Source organism: Anoxybacillus kestanbolensis, assembly GCF_001996285.1.
Lineage (GTDB): Bacteria > Bacillota > Bacilli > Bacillales > Anoxybacillaceae > Anoxybacillus > Anoxybacillus kestanbolensis_A.
In genome coordinates, this window is sequence record NZ_MQAD01000005.1 from 137,816 (window position 1) to 153,068 (window position 15,253).

Below are 15,253 nucleotides of genomic sequence, written 5' to 3' on the forward strand. Positions count from 1 at the left end.
TCACAAAGTTGGTTAGGGAAATGAACATTTATTGAAAAAAACATCGCAAATTCATGAATATTAATAATCAATATGATGTAAAACGTTTACAAACACAAATAAGGAAGGTGAAAACATGCGTTACCATACACATATTGTTTCATCGTTAGCCATTGGAGCTGGCATCGCAACATACACCCCTGTATCTTTTACTATCGCTTATGCTACGGGATTAGTTATTGGGGGATTGCTCCCTGATATTGATGAACCAAACTCATATATTGGTCGCCGTTCACTAGGTGTAGCGAAACAAGTAAAAAAAGCGTTCGGTCATCGTGGATTTACGCACTCGCTATTAGCATGGGGAGCAATCACAGCTGTTTTATTATTACAGCACTTTTCCTCTTTTACGCTCGGGTTATGCTTAGGTTATGCGTTTCACATTCTAGCTGATTATTGTTCTAGCCAAGGTGTTCCGTTATTATGGCCATTTTCTAAAAGAAGATATCGGTTTATCGTTACATATCGTACATCTAGTTTTCTTGAAACCGTGCTTTTTTACTGCTTTCTCGCCTTATTCATTTATTTTTTAATGAACGGCGCGATAGAAGAGCAAGATTCACTATTTTTGTTTTAATTTATTGATTTTTTAGAATAGATTGACTATTATTAGGGTGAGATTGGCGAAAATGGGGGATGAGGATGAAAACGGCAGATTTATGTGATCAATATGGAGAACGTGTGCGTGTTTGTTCACTTTCATTTCAAAACTACGGGGGAAAAACATCGTTTTATGGACCCATTACAACAGTAGATGTTATGGAAGATAATGTACTCGTTCGAGAAGCACTCGAAACGGTACCCGCAGGCAGTGTGGTTGTTGTTGATGGGAAAGGTTCGAAACAATGTGCGCTTGTGGGCGATCGTCTTGCGCAAATTGCATGTGACCGTCAATTAGCAGGCATTATTGTACATGGATGCATTCGTGATTCGAAAGAAATAAGCACGATGCCAATCGGTGTCGTTGCCCTCGGAACATGCCCGCGCAAAAGTAAAAAAGAAGGAAAAGGGGCACGAGATACGATTGTACATTTCGGGGATATAGAGTGGAAGCCAGGTACATATGTATATGTTGATGAAGATGGAGTGATTGTTTCAGACGGGCCTTTGCATGAATAACGATTTGTTCGGTTATTCTATCGTCTAGGGGGCTTTTGACTGTTAATGATAAATGTATAAATATTTATAAAAATTTTATAAAAATCTGATGATCATTTTATGTGAAAAAAGTCAAAAAGGGGCTGGGAGAAGATGATTCGCACGTACAAAGTTGAAACAGAGGGAGGTGAATACCGTTACAGAAAAACGGAAAACATCAAGAAACTTGACTTCGGAGCGTCAAAGAAACGAGAGTAGCTTTTCGCGAAATCGGGTGCGATGAACAAGGAAGGAAACAGTCTTGTAAGTTTTCTGTAACGGGCTGGACGATGGAGAAAAAACGAACAATGCCAGAAGATGAAGTAGCGTTTGCTGAACAAGAGATCAACCGTTATTTTTATGGCTATCCGCATGAAGAAGGCGTTCCGTTTTATATGGGGAACAACACACCAGCTATTCGTGTGAACAAGCGAGAAGAATGAGTCGGGCGATCAGCCCGACTTTTTTCATTACTCTGTTTTATCACTTTGGCTTTTGTTTTGCTTACGGCCTTTACTATTATCTCCTGCACCTTCATATAGTTGCCCGTGTTGTGTCGGTGCGTTTTGATTTCGACTTCCTTCGTTCACTTTTTTTGTCATGTTCTTTGCTCCTTTCTGCTACAATAAACGTAACATGTTTATTTTTTCAAAAAGGGGTGGAGTTATGCGCGCATGGCATAAAGAGGCGGAAAAACAATGGGATGAGCGGGCAGAGTGGTGGCATCAAAGTAGTGAAGACATGTGGGAGAGAGGAAGTCGAAAAACGATCATTCCGTTTGTGACGACATATATGCCGAAAGAAGGATATATTGCAGATATTGGATGTGGGGATGGATACGGGTCATATAAACTATGTCAGCAAGGATATCGTGTCATCGGATTAGATTTATCAAGTGAAATGATTGAATTAGCCAAAAACCGAAGAACTCATGAACATCTTCATTTTCAACAAGCGGATATTATGAATTTACCTTTTCCAGATGAAACGTTTACAGGTGCGATGATTATTAACTGCTTGGAATGGACTGAACGTCCACTTGCTGCACTTGAAGAAGTTCGTCGGGTGTTAAAAACAAATGCATATGTATGCGTCGGCATTCTTGGCCCAACGGCCGCTCCTCGAGTGAATAGCTATCGTCGTTTATATGATGAAGCAGTCATTTGTAATACGATGATGCCATGGGAGTTTGAACAGTTAGCAAAGGAAAATGGTTTCACGCTTGTTGCACAAGAAGGGGTATATAAGCGAGGAGTTGACGCTTCTATTCCCCAACAACTACCAACAGAATTAAAACAAGCGCTTTCGTTTCTTTGGTTGTTTATGTTGCGAAAAAGGTAGGGGACGGATTATTGCCCCCTACCTTTTTGTTGTACTTCCAGTTTCTCATTTCCCATAAAGAAAATGGCGAACGCTGCGAGTGCAATCGGAACTAATGCGATAGAAAATGCATACGTGATGGATGAAGCCATGGCATCTACAATTTTTTGCAACACATTGGGTGGGATTTGAGCTCGTGTTCCAGCTTCAAACAATGCATGCGGATCCGGAGAAAATGAAGCTGTGTTCGCACCGAACGTGTTATGTAACTCGTTAATTAATTTGTTTGATTGAATTGTACCGAAAATCGTTACACCAATCGTCATACCGAGCGAGCGGAAAAACGAGTTTGTTGAGTTTGCTGTACCTCGAAAACGAGGTTCTAAGTTATGCATAGATGCCGACGGTAAAAGTGAGAAGGAGAAACCCACCCCAAATCCAGTTAATGCCATATAAACAGTTAACCATAGTCGCGATGTTTCTGGTGTCATCATACTGAGAAGAAGCATACCAAAAAAATAGGCGATAATCGAAACGAACATAATATTTCGATAGGATGTTTTCGTTTGGGAAATTCCTGCTACCGAGCTTCCCGCAACAGAACCAAGCATCATTGGCATTAAAATGAGGCCAGCATTTTTAGCAGTTCCTCCATATACAGCTTGGACAAAAATAGGAATAAACACAGTTAAAATAACGAATGTTGCTCCATATAAAAATGCTAATAGTTGTGCGATCGCAAACGTGCGCCGTTTAAACAAAACAAATGAGATGATTGGCTCTTTTGCTTTTGTTTCTACATATAAGAAAGCCACAAAGAAAACAAAGCTAATAGAAAACAATGAAATGATAGGAGTTGACTTCCAATCGTATTGTTTTCCACCTAATTCTAATGCAAACATTAAACTAACGACAGCAACAACGAGAGTCAAAGCGCCAAACCAGTCAATAGCTTGTTTTGTATGCTGTGTCGATTCTTTGTAATAACGAACAATGAAAAAAATAGACAATAAACCGATTGGGACATTCACATAAAATACCCAATGCCAACTTAAATAATCGGTAATATAAGCACCGAGCAATGGACCAAGCACGCTTGATATCCCAAAGACCGCCCCGAGCAATCCTGTCATTTTTCCCCGTTTTTCTGGTGGGAACACGTCAAATACGATGGTAAATGCAATCGGCATTAATGCCCCGCCACCAATTCCTTGAATCGCGCGGAAAATGCTAAGTTGTACAATGCTTTGCGCTAAACCACAGAGCGCAGAACCGATTAAAAAGACGATTAATCCGAATAAAAAGAAACGTTTTCGACCATACATATCTGACAATTTCCCGAATATCGGCATACCAGCCATGACGGTCACCATGTAAGCGGATGTGACCCAAATAAATTGATCTACGCCGCCTAAATCTGCGACAATTGTACCGATTGCGGTTGCGACAATTGTATTATCCATTGCTGCCATAAAAATGGCTAATAACAGTCCCGCTACAATAAAAGAAATATGTCGGGTTTGATCAACCATGTGTACATCTCCTTTCTTTATGTATACAAAACATTATATTCTTTTTTTACATACTTACAAATAAAAAAGCTCTCGCAGAAAAGCGAAAGCCTACTCCCAAATGTAAGGCGTCTCTTGATAAACATAATAGTTGAGCCAATTGACAAACAGTAAGTTAGCGTGAGAACGCCATGTGTTATACGGTTGTTTATTTGGATCGTCATGTGGAAAATAATATTTTGGAATTTGAATGTCTAGACCTTTGGCTAAGTCGCGCTCGTATTCTTCTTTTAGCGTTGTGGCATCATACTCTGGGTGCCCTGTTAAAAACACTTGTTTGCCATCGTTTGAAATGACGAGACAGACGCCAGCTTCTTCGGATGAAGATAAAATGGTTAACTCTGAAACCGCTTCGATATGTTCACGTTTCACATCTGTATGGCGTGAGTGTGGGATTTTATGAATATCGTCAAATCCACGAATCAGTTTCACGTGCTTTTGTTCTAACACATGATCAAATACACCAAAACATTTTTGTGGTAAATCGTATTTTGGAATACCATAGTGATAGTACATCCCTGCTTGTGCACCCCAACAAATATGTAGCGTAGATGTGACATTTGTTTTTGTCCATTCCATTATTTTGGTCAATTCATTCCAGTAATCGACTTGTTCAAACGGTAAATGTTCAACAGGTGCCCCGGTAATGATCATACCGTCATACTTTCGATGGCGTACATGTTGAAATGTTGTATAAAATTGGTCAAGATGGTGTTTTGATGTTGTTTTTGCTTCATGTGTTTCTGGACGCAAGAAGGTTACATTCACTTGTAGCGGTGAATTTCCAAGTAAACGTAGCAATTGTGTTTCCGCTTTTTCTTTTTGGGGCATTAAGTTTAAAATAATAATGTTTAGCGGTCGAATGTCTTGAGAATAGGCACGATCTTCATCCATGACGAAAATATTTTCTTGTTCTAGTACCTCTTTCGCAGGAAGATCATGTGGAATATTAATTGGCAATGTCCTCAACCTCCATTTACATTATATAAATACATTCATTATAAAAATTTTTAGAAAATTGTTCAATGTTTTTTATTTTATTGATTTTTCTATTTACATTGTTGTATTCTTGTAAAAGCAATAATGATTTGGAGGGATGTACGTATGTTTATGTCATATGAAGAATATATGCGCCAAGTTGTACAACCGATGCGTGATGAATTAGTAAACGGTGGATTTAAAGAATTGCGCACGAGTGAAGAAGTGGAACAGTTTATGGAACAGGTAGAGGGAACAACTTTTGTTGTCGTTAATTCTGTTTGTGGTTGTGCAGCAGGGCTTGCGCGTCCAGCGGCTATTCAGGCGGTACAAATGAGCGAGAAAAAACCGAATCATCTCGTTACGGTTTTTGCAGGGCAAGATCGAGAAGCGACAGCTAAAATGCGTGAGTATTTTGTCGGTATCGAACCTTCTTCTCCATCGATGGCATTATTAAAAGGTAAAGAAGTTGTTCATTTTATTCCACGTCACGATATCGAAGCAAACTCGCTCGAAAATATTATGCAAAATATTATGCAAGCTTTTAGAAAATATTGCTAAGGGTGTCCTACAGACATCCTTTTTCTTTTGAGGTGAACGTATGATTGTGACAACTGCAGGTAGAACGAATGACCAAATGATCGAGAAAGCGAAACAAATTGCGTTAGAATTACAAACTTCATACATTCCGCGTCGAAAACGTTCCATTACGACCATCCACCAATTCGTAGCTCAACCTGTTCTTGTCGTTGGAAAAGAGAGATTAGAACTCCATTTTCCGAACGGACGTGAACCGTTATTTTTTCATCCTAATTCTGCTTCTTTTCGAGCAAAGCGCATTTTAAAAGGAGAAAGTGAACCGTTTTTACAAGCTACGAAGTTACAAAAGGGGATGACGTTTTTAGATTGTACGCTTGGATTGGCGACCGATAGTATTATCGCCAGCTTAGCTGTTGGTCCGGAAGGAAAAGTGGTAGGAATTGAGGGGAGTGTATATATCGCTTACTTAACAAAACAAGGGTTACGTCATTGGGATAGCGATGTAGTTGAACTTAATGAAGCGATGCGACGTATTTGTGTGCATCATGATGATTTTCGCTCATTTTTAGCGCAATGCGATGATAAATCATATGATGTTGTTTATTTGGATCCGATGTTTGAAGTAAGTATTGAAGAGTCGGATGGGATAAAGGGATTAAAACAGGTAGCGCTATATACGAACGTAACAAAAGAAGATATCGAACAGGCGAAACGAGTAGCCCGTCAACGAGTTGTGTTGAAAGATCATTGGCAAAGCTCGCGATTTCATCAATTTGGTTTCTCTGTTTATCGAAGAAAAACAGCAAAATTTCATTTCGGTACGATTGAACTTTCGTAAATGGCACAAAATAAAGCAGTAGGGGGTGAATCAGATGGGAAAACGAAAAAAAGATGCTTCGAAAGCGGGATTAAGCTCACCGGAGATCAAAGGGCAAGGTACGACTGACTATGAAACAGGAAACATTGAGTTGGATTCAAGTCGTAAAAAAACAAAGCGCGCGTAGGCTACCACATCATTGTGGTAGTTTTTTTGTAAAAAAAGAAATTCAAATACTTTTCTAACAATTATACTCATTTTTTCTTTACAATCTTAAAAAAAACATTTAGAATTGAATGGGTCCTCTCCCTTAACCCTTTTACCATGCGAAGTTGAATACGTTTTACAGCAAAAGACGCAGAAATTGATGGAGGTGTGGATATGTCGATGACGAAGAAAATTTTACTTGGAATGCTTACAGGAATCATCGTAGGTCTCGTTTTCAACCTAGCCCTTCCGACAGAATGGTTTGACCTCGCAAAGACGTACGTACTTAATCCACTTGGCACAATATTTATTAACTTAATCAAATTGCTCGTTGTTCCGATCGTACTTGTATCTCTTATTTTAGGTGCAGCGGGTGTCGGTGATCCGAAAAAACTTGGTCGTATTGGTATGAAAACAATTGCATTCTTTTTAATTACTACGTCCCTTGCGCTCGTTATCTCTTTAACGTTAGGATCTGTGATCCGCCCAGGAGAAGGGAATTTTAATTTAGAAGGAGCAGCGTTTGAAAAAAAAGAAGCTCCACCTGTTGTAGATACGTTATTAAACATTATCCCAACAAACCCGTTCCAAGCCATGGTAGAAGGAAATATGTTGCAAGTGATTGTTTTTGCGGTGCTTGTTGGAATGGCCATTGCTCGTTTAGGTGATCGGGTAAAACAAGTACGAGGGATAATAGAGCAAGCGAATGATATTCTCATGTACTTAGTAGAATGGGTCATGAAGTTTGCCCCATACGGTGCGTTTGCATTAATTGCGATTGCGATCGGTGGACAAGGATTCGATGCAATTGCGGCGATGGGGAAATACATGTTTGCGGTATTGTTAGCCTTGTTTATTCATTTCTTTGTCGTATACGGCACAGCTGTGTGGACACTTGGAAAAATGAGCCCGATTGCGTTTATTAAAGGGTTTTCTCCAGCAATGGCTGTAGCATTTAGTACATCAAGTAGCAACGCTACATTACCAGTATCGATGGAAACCGCACAAAAAAACTTAAACGTCCCAAAAAGCATCAGTGGTTTTGTCCAGCCGCTTGGAGCGACAATTAATATGGACGGAACGGCCATTATGCAAGGTGTGGCAACAATGTTTATCGCACAAGTGTACGGTGTAGATTTGACATTAAGTGATCTTTTGACAGTCATTTTGACGGCAACACTTGCGAGCATCGGTACAGCAGGCGTTCCGGGCGTCGGCTTAATTATGCTTTCTATGGTACTGACATCCGTCGGCCTACCTGTTGAAGGAATTGCCCTTATTTTAGGAGTTGATCGCTTGCTTGATATGACGAGAACAGTTGTGAATATTACAGGCGATGCGGCATGTGCGGTGATTGTGGCGAAATCAGAAGAGAAATATGAAAAGGCGAGCTAAACGAGGGAATCCATCCCTCGTTTATTATTTATAATAGATGAGATGAGAGAAACAATGACAGTCCGATGAACCGAATTTTTTCACGAGCCATGTTCCTTTATATTGTTGTAAAAGTTGTTGGGCACGCTCACATTCACTAAGCTCAGAAGAATATGTTTGAACGTGTGTAATTTCTCCATATGGACGAATGTAATCGATATGCCAACGTTTTCGTTTTTCCAGTTGCATATGACGTCGAATACGTGATTGAATGTTTCGTTTCGCACTCCCTACATAAATATAGTTTCCGCTCGGAAATAAAAAACTACCCAATTTACCGACTTCTACAGTAACATTGCTAGTTATGGTGAAGAATATAGCATATACTGTATGTTGATTGTCAAACATTTCTCACACCTCTTAAAAATTAGTCATTGAAAAATGAAGATCTTAGCAATACAATAAAAGAAGCGTATGTATGAAAAAAGGAGATGACGTTATGCTTTCAAATATCGGAGTGCCTGGTTTAATTTTAATTCTTGTCATCGCTCTTGTCATTTTCGGACCGAAAAAACTGCCTGAAATTGGACGTGCTTTCGGTGAAACGTTGCGTGAGTTTAAAAAGTCAACAAAAGGATTGCGCGACGAAGTATTAGAAGAGCTTGATGAAAATAAAAAATGAAGAGACGAATTCAACGATAAGGCGGCAACAGTATGTTGCCGTTTTTAACATGGAAAAAGGTAGGTGTTTACGCCCGTGGAACAAAAGAGACGATATGAAGATCAAGAGATGACGTTAGTCGAACACTTAGAAGAATTACGCAAACGCGTGTTTATTGTTGTCGGGGCTCTTATTTTATTTTTTATTGTAGGATTTATTTTTGTTCAAGATTTATATCGCTGGTTGATTGCTGATTTAGATGTAAAGTTAACTATTTTAGGTCCGACAGATATTTTATGGGTATATGTTATGTTAGCAGGGGTATTTGCCATCACAATGACGATTCCTGTATTTGTTTGGCAACTATGGATGTTCGTGAAGCCTGCTCTTACTCCAAGAGAACGAAAAGTAACGTTATCGTATATTCCAGCGACATTTTTGTTATTTGTTCTCGGTTTATGTTTTGGTTACTTTGTTGTTTTGCCGATGGTGTTCCACTTTTTAATGAGTCTTGGCGAAGATTTGTTCGCGACGATGTTTACAACAGAGAAGTATTTTCGATTTATTTTAAACATGACGATTCCGTTTGCTATATTGTTTGAATTACCGATCATCGTTATGTTTTTAACAAGCGTTGGTTTAATTAATCCGTACGCATTACAAAAAGTAAGAAAATACGCGTATTTTGTATTAGTTATTATTGCGGTAACGATTACCCCACCAGACTTTATTTCTGACTTTTTAGTAACCATCCCGTTACTCCTATTATATGAAGTGAGTATATCTATTTCAAAATTTGTGTATAAACGCAAAGAAAAGCAGCCAGAGCAAGAAGCGTCTTCAGAGTAGAAGGCGCTTTTTGTTTTTTAATTATTTGGCTAACGAAGGAAAAGTAGTCATGATCGTACCAAAAGAAGATGAACAGACCATTCTTGATGTACTTCGTTCCCAACTAGAAGGAAAAGACGCAGCTGTGATCGGAACAGTTCGAGCAACAAACAAAGGGCAGTTGTTATTACGGACACCGCTTGGTACAACACGACGGTTATATCGACTGACAGGGCTTATGTTACCTCGTATTTGTTAAACCGTAGGGCAAATCCTACGGTTTTTTTGTCTTTCCTACTTTTTTGCTTTATGTCATAATAAATGACAGTAAATAAAAAAAGGGTGAGGGCATCATGAAGCAATATTTACAATTACTTGAAGATATTTTGCAAAACGGTGTGTATAAAGATGACCGTACGGGGACGGGAACGCTTTCTGTATTTGGACGTCAGTTACGTTTTGATTTACGAGAAGGATTTCCTTTACTGACAACCAAAAAATTACATATTCGTTCCATTATTCATGAATTGCTTTGGTTTTTGAGCGGAGATACGAATATTCGCTATTTAAAAGAAAATGGTGTAACGATTTGGGATGAATGGGCAGATGAAAACGGAGATTTAGGACCGGTGTACGGAGCGCAATGGCGTTCGTGGAGAGGAGCAGACGGACGAACGATTGATCAAATAAGTGAAGTGATTGAACAAATAAAAACAAATCCAAACTCCCGCCGTCTTTTAGTGAGCGCGTGGAACGTTGCAGAATTAGATCATATGAAGTTGCCACCTTGTCATTATGCTTTTCAGTTTTATGTGGAAAATGGGACATTATCATGCATGTGGCAACAGCGATCTGTCGATACGTTTTTAGGTCTTCCGTTCAATATCGCAAGCTACGCGTTACTTACATATATGGTTGCTCAACAATGCGATCTGCAGCCGAAAGAACTTATTTTTACTGGCGGTGATGTCCATTTATATATGAACCATATTGAACAAGCAAAATTGCAATTAACAAGAGAACCGCGACCGCTCCCGAAATTGATAATCAAACGAAAGCCTGCTTCTATTTTTGAGTATCGTTTTGAAGATTTTGAAATTGTTGATTATGATCCACATCCGCATATTAAAGCGGACGTGTCTGTATAAGGAAGTGATTTAGTTGATCTCTATTATTGTCGCGATGGATCGCAATCGGGTGATTGGTTATAACAATACGTTACCTTGGCATTTGCCGGCGGATTTAGCTTATTTTAAACGCGTCACTTTCGGACATCCGATTGTTATGGGGCGAAAAACGTTTGCATCGATTGGTCGTCCACTCCCTGGGAGAATCAATATCATACTGACACGAGACAAAATGTTTTCAACAGATGCGAATGTGCAAGTCATTCATTCGATAGATAACATTCGACAAATCGAGCAACAATATGGCCATGCGTTCGTTATTGGAGGAGCACAAGTATTTGAGCAAGCGATGCCGCTAGCGGATCGCCTGTATGTTACACATATTGACGCAACGTTTACAGGCGATACATTTTTCCCGCCAATCGATGAAAAACAATGGACGCTTTGTATCGCCCAACCGGGTGTGCAAGATGAAAAAAATCGCTATCCACATACATTTTGCATATATGAACGAGCTCGCTAATCGGCGGGCTTTATCTTTTTAAATAATTTTTAGAAAATTTACTTTTCTTTATCCGAAAATATGATATATTTTAGAATAACATAAATGTGACAACGAATTTATAAATGGAAAGGAAACGAGAAGATGGAACAACAAGTAAAACGAAAACATGGCGTATATGTAGAAGATATTTTAATTGCTTATCAAACGTTAAAAGATGTCGTGTATCATACTCCTTTACAAAAAAATGAATTGCTTTCAGAACGTTATGATTGCCACGTATACTTTAAACGAGAAGATTTACAAGTCGTTCGATCGTTTAAAATTCGCGGGGCATATTATCGAATGAAAAGTTTATGTGAAGAAGAAAAGAAAAACGGCGTTGTCTGTGCAAGTGCAGGAAATCACGCCCAAGGCGTTGCTTATTCGTGTCGAGTACTCGGCGTACACGGTAAAATTTATATGCCGTCTACTACTCCACGACAAAAAGTATCACAAGTACAATTTTTTGGTCGGGAATTTGTTGATATCATTTTAGTTGGTGATACATTTGATGACTCTTATGAGCAGGCGATTGTTTGTGCCAAAAAAGAGCAACGAACGTTTATCCATCCGTTTGATGATGAGGCTGTCATTGCTGGACAGGGAACGGTCGGGGTTGAAATTTTAAATGATTGTGAAGAGCCGATCGACTATGTGTTCGCAAGTATTGGCGGGGGAGGGCTTATTTCTGGTGTCGGTACGTATATAAAAAGCATTTCACCAACGACAAAATTAATCGGTATCGAACCTGAAGGAGCTCCTTCGATGAAAAAATCGTTTGAAGCAAAAGAAGTCGTTACTTTAAATGGAATCGACCCATTTGTAGATGGAGCAGCGGTAAAGCGTGTCGGGGAAAAAACATTCACGTTAGCCAAAGAAATAGTCGATGATATTGTTGTTGTTCCTGAAGGAAAAGTGTGTACAACGATTTTACAGCTTTATAATGAAAATGCGATTGTAGTCGAGCCTGCTGGAGCGTTGCCGGTTGCTGCACTTGATTTATATAAAGAACATATTCGTGGCAAAACAGTTGTTTGCATTATCAGTGGAGGAAACAACGATATTGGACGTATGCAAGAAATTAAAGAGCGTTCTATGATTTATGAAGGACTTCAGCATTATTTTATTGTCAATTTTCCACAACGTGCAGGCGCTTTACGTGAATTTCTTGATGAAGTGCTGGGACCAACAGATGACATTACATTGTTTGAATATACGAAAAAGAATAATAAAGATAGTGGTCCAGCTCTTGTTGGTATTGAATTGAAATGTCGTGAAGATTATGGTCCGCTTGTTGAACGAATGAAGAAAAAAGGTTTTCCGTTTATGGAAGTGAATAAAGATAGTAGTTTATTCCATTTGCTCATTTGACAAAAATTTTTTATAAATCGATGACGAAATGTGACATACTTCAACACGAAAATCGTGTATAATATAAGTAAATCGGTCAAAAAAGAGGATTGATATTTTGTTATTCAAAAGCCTAGAGTTTAAAAACGTAGATGGGCAAAAAGTAAAAATTATCGAAATTCCGGTATTGGAGGACGATAACCCTTATCAATTTATGGTAAAAGTAAGGTTACAAACGTTTATTGCACAAGTGTATGCGAGCAAAAAAACAAAGAAGGTGTATTCGTTTAAAGATTATTTAAAACGTGTGTTGAAGTGGCCGGTATACGAACAAATATTTAAATCTGAAATTTTAAAAAACAATGCATAAATGACGAAGGAGCTGTTTTGCTAATGTGCAAATCAGCTCTTTTTTTACAAAAAATTTTATGAAAACGACGACATGCAGGGCAATTTTATTATATAATTTCACCGTACGAAAATTTTAGAATGAAATACAGGAAGTGAAAAAATGAGTAAAGTAAAAATTGTAACAGACTCTACGGTCGATTTACCCAAAGAAATAATTGAAGCGTGGGACATTCGTGTCGTTCCATTATCCATCTCTATTGATGGGGAAACATATTTAGATGGTATTGACTTAACTCCACAACAATTTATTGAAAAAATGAAACAAGCAAATGAACTTCCGAAAAGCTCTCAACCGTCTGCAGGACAGTTTTTACAAGTGTATGATGAACTTGGAGAAGCGGGATACGATGTTATCTCGATTCATATGACAGGAGGAATGAGCGGAACGGTGCGCTCTGCCGAAAGTGCAGCTGCGATGACAAAGACAAACGTCACCGTTGTCGACTCACGCTTTATTTCTCTTGCACTTAGCTTTCAAGTATTAGAAGCGGCCAAAATGGCCTCTGAGGAAAAGACAGTATCAGAGATTGTTTCCCATCTCGATACAGTTCGTGCGAATACACATTTATTCGTTGTTGTTGATACGCTTGAAAATCTCGTCAAAGGTGGACGCATCGGACGAGGGAAAGCGATGATAGGTTCGTTACTAAACATCAAACCGATCGCTTCATTAGAAGATGGGGTATATACGCCTGTCACAAAAGTTCGGAGCCAGTCCCAAATTGTCAAATATTTAACCAATCAATTTGTTGAACATACGAAGGGAAAAAAAGTTCGAGCAGTCGGAATTGCTCACGCAGATGCGCTTGATTTAAGTGAACGATTAAAGCAATCCATTGCGGAAACGACAGGATGGACACAGACGGACATTGTGTATACAACTCCAATCATTTCGACACATACAGGTCCAGGAGCGATAGGGTTTATGTACTATACGGAATAGGAGGACATAAAAGGTGAAGCGTATACGTTTATGGCTGTTTGCTGTGCTGTTGTTCTCGCTTGTCGCTTGCCAACAAGCGATTCCAGATGCAAAAAATTGGCCGATCGAAGATTTCACATTTACTGACCAACATGGTCAACAGTTTGGTCTAGCTGATTTAAAAGGAAAAGTGTGGGTAGCCGATTTTATTTTCACACGATGTGCTGACGTTTGTCCACCGATGACAGCAAATATGGCGAAATTACAAAAAATGGCGAAGGAAAAAGGGTTAGATGTGCACTTTGTTTCATTTAGTGTAGATCCCGAAAACGATACACCAGATGCGTTAAAAACGTATGTTGAAAAGTTTCAAGGAGATTTAAGTAATTGGCACTTACTTACAGGTTACACCCAACAAGACATTGAACGCTTTGCGCAGAAAAACTTTAAAGCCGTTGTAAAAAAGCCACAAGAAGGGGATCAAGTCATTCACGGTACAGATTTTTATCTCGTTGACCAAAATGGAACGATCGTGAAGTATTATAGTGGCTTAAACGATGTACCGTACGAAGAAATTTTAAAACATATTGACATGTTACAAGAATAACATATACAGACAAAAATGATGACCGTGTCATTTTTGTCTTTTCTTTTATAGAGAGGGGATCCCATATGAACAAACTGCTTCTTCTATTTCTTTGTGTATGTTTAGTCGGATGTTCCTCGACCTCTACAACTACTGTCCCAACGACCATACAAGAAAATGAACAAGAACAAATCAAGCCACGTGATTTACATGTTGTAGCGTTAGGCGATTCGTTAACGGAAGGGGTAGGGGATGGTAAAGGTGGCTATGTCACATTCATTAAGCAATATTTAGAGCAACGTGAAGATGTGAATAAGGTGTTTGTTCAAAATTTTGGCAAACGGGGGTTGCGTAGTGAACAACTAACTGATGTCATCATGAACAATGAATCGGTCATTCGAAAAGCAGATGTTATTTTGATTACAATTGGCGGAAACGATGTCATGAAAGTTGTCCGGTCACATTTTTTATCCTTAACGTATGAATTGTTTGTTAAAGAACAACAGATGTTTGCTTCCCGACTTGACGAGCAATTGCAACTTCTTCGCTATATAAATCCAGATGCTTATATTGTACTTATCGGGTTATACAATCCGTTTTCTTCGGCTTTTCCGAATATACAAGAAATGGGGGAGATCATACACATGTGGAACGAAGGAAGTAAGAAAGTGATCTCGCGTTATGATCGTGCGCTATTTGTACCTATTGACGATTTGTTTGAAGAACGTGATGATATATTGTATGACGATCAATTTCATCCGAACACACGTGGCTATGAACTAATCGCACAACGTATGTATGAACATCTACAAAAACATGAAGAATGGATAGGGGAATAAAT

The 15,253-nt window shown here is 38.9% G+C and carries 21 protein-coding genes and 1 pseudogene; 18 read left to right on the top strand and 4 right to left on the bottom strand.

Annotated elements, in window-relative coordinates; translation table 11 throughout:
• The first annotated feature begins 115 nt into the window (after positions 1-115).
• From BO219_RS03060 to BO219_RS14630, 3 genes are all read left to right on the top strand, one after another.
• Positions 116-616, top strand: coding sequence for a metal-dependent hydrolase (locus tag BO219_RS03060; protein WP_077428353.1), 501 nt, complete (start codon positions 116-118; stop codon positions 614-616).
• 65 nt (positions 617-681) lie between these two features.
• The gene (rraA, locus tag BO219_RS03065) at positions 682-1,158 is read left to right on the top strand and encodes a ribonuclease E activity regulator RraA (protein ID WP_041638390.1); all 477 of its coding nucleotides are present in this window, start codon (positions 682-684) and stop codon (positions 1,156-1,158) included.
• 308 nt (positions 1,159-1,466) lie between these two features.
• Positions 1,467-1,619 carry a hypothetical protein gene (locus tag BO219_RS14630; RefSeq protein ID WP_198936640.1) on the top strand — a complete coding sequence of 51 codons (153 nt, stop codon included), beginning with the start codon at positions 1,467-1,469 and terminating at the stop codon, positions 1,617-1,619.
• Between the two features lie 27 nt (positions 1,620-1,646).
• On the opposite strand, the gene BO219_RS14985 is transcribed toward BO219_RS14630, so the two are convergent.
• The gene (locus BO219_RS14985) at positions 1,647-1,778 is read right to left on the bottom strand and encodes a hypothetical protein (protein WP_019416538.1); all 132 of its coding nucleotides are present in this window, start codon (positions 1,776-1,778) and stop codon (positions 1,647-1,649) included.
• Positions 1,779-1,842: 64 nt separating this feature from the next.
• Between BO219_RS14985 and BO219_RS03070 the strand changes: the two genes are divergently transcribed.
• Positions 1,843-2,517, top strand: a complete 675-nt coding sequence (locus BO219_RS03070) for a class I SAM-dependent methyltransferase (RefSeq protein ID WP_226373749.1) — start codon at positions 1,843-1,845, stop codon at positions 2,515-2,517.
• An 8-nt stretch (positions 2,518-2,525) separates the two neighbouring features.
• Here the strand turns inward: BO219_RS03070 and BO219_RS03075 are convergent, their stop codons facing one another.
• On the bottom strand, positions 2,526-4,028 hold the full coding sequence (locus BO219_RS03075; protein ID WP_077428355.1) for an MDR family MFS transporter: 1,503 nt from the start codon (positions 4,026-4,028) through the stop codon (positions 2,526-2,528).
• A 90-nt stretch (positions 4,029-4,118) separates the two neighbouring features.
• Positions 4,119-5,027: a homoserine O-acetyltransferase MetA gene (metA, locus tag BO219_RS03080; RefSeq protein ID WP_077428356.1), complete on the bottom strand. Its 909-nt coding sequence runs from the start codon at positions 5,025-5,027 to the stop codon at positions 4,119-4,121.
• 144 nt (positions 5,028-5,171) lie between these two features.
• On the opposite strand from metA, the gene BO219_RS03085 reads away from it, so the two are divergent.
• The 4 genes from BO219_RS03085 to BO219_RS03100 all read left to right on the top strand — a co-directional run bounded on the left by BO219_RS03085 (position 5,172) and on the right by BO219_RS03100 (position 8,004).
• Entirely contained in the window at positions 5,172-5,606 is a 435-nt protein-coding gene (locus BO219_RS03085) for a BrxA/BrxB family bacilliredoxin (RefSeq protein WP_077428357.1), read from the top strand.
• Positions 5,607-5,646: 40 nt separating this feature from the next.
• Positions 5,647-6,423, top strand: a complete 777-nt coding sequence (locus tag BO219_RS03090) for a class I SAM-dependent methyltransferase (protein WP_077428358.1) — start codon at positions 5,647-5,649, stop codon at positions 6,421-6,423.
• A gap of 34 nt (positions 6,424-6,457) precedes the next feature.
• Positions 6,458-6,589, top strand: coding sequence for a YuzL family protein (locus BO219_RS03095; RefSeq protein ID WP_077428359.1), 132 nt, complete (start codon positions 6,458-6,460; stop codon positions 6,587-6,589).
• 194 nt (positions 6,590-6,783) lie between these two features.
• Positions 6,784-8,004 carry a dicarboxylate/amino acid:cation symporter gene (locus BO219_RS03100; protein ID WP_171700039.1) on the top strand — a complete coding sequence of 407 codons (1,221 nt, stop codon included), beginning with the start codon at positions 6,784-6,786 and terminating at the stop codon, positions 8,002-8,004.
• Between the two features lie 24 nt (positions 8,005-8,028).
• On the opposite strand, the gene BO219_RS03105 is transcribed toward BO219_RS03100, so the two are convergent.
• Positions 8,029-8,391, bottom strand: coding sequence for a GIY-YIG nuclease family protein (locus BO219_RS03105; RefSeq protein WP_035019599.1), 363 nt, complete (start codon positions 8,389-8,391; stop codon positions 8,029-8,031).
• Between the two features lie 91 nt (positions 8,392-8,482).
• On the opposite strand from BO219_RS03105, the gene BO219_RS03110 reads away from it, so the two are divergent.
• From BO219_RS03110 to BO219_RS03155, 10 genes and pseudogenes are all read left to right on the top strand, one after another.
• On the top strand, positions 8,483-8,665 hold the full coding sequence (locus BO219_RS03110; protein WP_012575061.1) for a twin-arginine translocase TatA/TatE family subunit: 183 nt from the start codon (positions 8,483-8,485) through the stop codon (positions 8,663-8,665).
• 108 nt (positions 8,666-8,773) lie between these two features.
• Positions 8,774-9,493: a twin-arginine translocase subunit TatC gene (tatC, locus tag BO219_RS03115; RefSeq protein WP_052023519.1), complete on the top strand. Its 720-nt coding sequence runs from the start codon at positions 8,774-8,776 to the stop codon at positions 9,491-9,493.
• A gap of 16 nt (positions 9,494-9,509) precedes the next feature.
• A pseudogene (locus tag BO219_RS03120) lies at positions 9,510-9,731 on the top strand (AIR synthase-related protein); the annotation flags it as partial.
• 94 nt (positions 9,732-9,825) lie between these two features.
• Positions 9,826-10,620, top strand: coding sequence for a thymidylate synthase (gene thyA, locus BO219_RS03125; RefSeq protein ID WP_064221177.1), 795 nt, complete (start codon positions 9,826-9,828; stop codon positions 10,618-10,620).
• Positions 10,621-10,633: 13 nt separating this feature from the next.
• Positions 10,634-11,122: a dihydrofolate reductase gene (locus BO219_RS03130; protein WP_077428361.1), complete on the top strand. Its 489-nt coding sequence runs from the start codon at positions 10,634-10,636 to the stop codon at positions 11,120-11,122.
• Positions 11,123-11,245: 123 nt separating this feature from the next.
• Complete coding sequence (gene ilvA, locus BO219_RS03135) at positions 11,246-12,514, top strand: threonine ammonia-lyase IlvA (RefSeq protein ID WP_077428362.1); 1,269 nt, start codon at positions 11,246-11,248, stop codon at positions 12,512-12,514.
• Between the two features lie 97 nt (positions 12,515-12,611).
• Positions 12,612-12,863, top strand: a complete 252-nt coding sequence (locus BO219_RS03140; protein ID WP_077428363.1) for a YpmP family protein — start codon at positions 12,612-12,614, stop codon at positions 12,861-12,863.
• A gap of 141 nt (positions 12,864-13,004) precedes the next feature.
• Positions 13,005-13,847 (top strand): DegV family protein, encoded by an 843-nt coding sequence (locus BO219_RS03145; RefSeq protein ID WP_077428364.1) that lies wholly within the window; start codon positions 13,005-13,007, stop codon positions 13,845-13,847.
• A 13-nt stretch (positions 13,848-13,860) separates the two neighbouring features.
• Entirely contained in the window at positions 13,861-14,433 is a 573-nt protein-coding gene (locus BO219_RS03150; protein ID WP_006318425.1) for an SCO family protein, read from the top strand.
• Positions 14,434-14,498: 65 nt separating this feature from the next.
• Positions 14,499-15,251, top strand: coding sequence for an SGNH/GDSL hydrolase family protein (locus BO219_RS03155; protein WP_077428365.1), 753 nt, complete (start codon positions 14,499-14,501; stop codon positions 15,249-15,251).
• The last annotated feature ends 2 nt before the right edge of the window (positions 15,252-15,253 follow it).

Excerpts from the sequence above, each read along its gene's own strand:
- BO219_RS03085 (WP_077428357.1), top strand. The coding sequence starts at position 5,172 with ATGTTTATGTCATATGAAGAATATATGCGCCAAGTTGTACAACCGATG.
- BO219_RS03105 (WP_035019599.1), bottom strand. The coding sequence starts at position 8,391 with ATGTTTGACAATCAACATACAGTATATGCTATATTCTTCACCATAACT.
- BO219_RS03070 (WP_226373749.1), top strand. The coding sequence starts at position 1,843 with ATGCGCGCATGGCATAAAGAGGCGGAAAAACAATGGGATGAGCGGGCA.
- BO219_RS03145 (WP_077428364.1), top strand. The coding sequence starts at position 13,005 with ATGAGTAAAGTAAAAATTGTAACAGACTCTACGGTCGATTTACCCAAA.
- BO219_RS03075 (WP_077428355.1), bottom strand. The coding sequence starts at position 4,028 with ATGGTTGATCAAACCCGACATATTTCTTTTATTGTAGCGGGACTGTTA.
- tatC (WP_052023519.1), top strand. The coding sequence starts at position 8,774 with ATGACGTTAGTCGAACACTTAGAAGAATTACGCAAACGCGTGTTTATT.
- BO219_RS14630 (WP_198936640.1), top strand. The coding sequence starts at position 1,467 with ATGGAGAAAAAACGAACAATGCCAGAAGATGAAGTAGCGTTTGCTGAA.
- rraA (WP_041638390.1), top strand. The coding sequence starts at position 682 with ATGAAAACGGCAGATTTATGTGATCAATATGGAGAACGTGTGCGTGTT.
- BO219_RS03155 (WP_077428365.1), top strand. The coding sequence starts at position 14,499 with ATGAACAAACTGCTTCTTCTATTTCTTTGTGTATGTTTAGTCGGATGT.
- BO219_RS03100 (WP_171700039.1), top strand. The coding sequence starts at position 6,784 with ATGTCGATGACGAAGAAAATTTTACTTGGAATGCTTACAGGAATCATC.
- BO219_RS03095 (WP_077428359.1), top strand. The coding sequence starts at position 6,458 with ATGGGAAAACGAAAAAAAGATGCTTCGAAAGCGGGATTAAGCTCACCG.
- BO219_RS14985 (WP_019416538.1), bottom strand. The coding sequence starts at position 1,778 with ATGACAAAAAAAGTGAACGAAGGAAGTCGAAATCAAAACGCACCGACA.
- thyA (WP_064221177.1), top strand. The coding sequence starts at position 9,826 with ATGAAGCAATATTTACAATTACTTGAAGATATTTTGCAAAACGGTGTG.
- BO219_RS03060 (WP_077428353.1), top strand. The coding sequence starts at position 116 with ATGCGTTACCATACACATATTGTTTCATCGTTAGCCATTGGAGCTGGC.
- ilvA (WP_077428362.1), top strand. The coding sequence starts at position 11,246 with ATGGAACAACAAGTAAAACGAAAACATGGCGTATATGTAGAAGATATT.
- BO219_RS03110 (WP_012575061.1), top strand. The coding sequence starts at position 8,483 with ATGCTTTCAAATATCGGAGTGCCTGGTTTAATTTTAATTCTTGTCATC.
- BO219_RS03090 (WP_077428358.1), top strand. The coding sequence starts at position 5,647 with ATGATTGTGACAACTGCAGGTAGAACGAATGACCAAATGATCGAGAAA.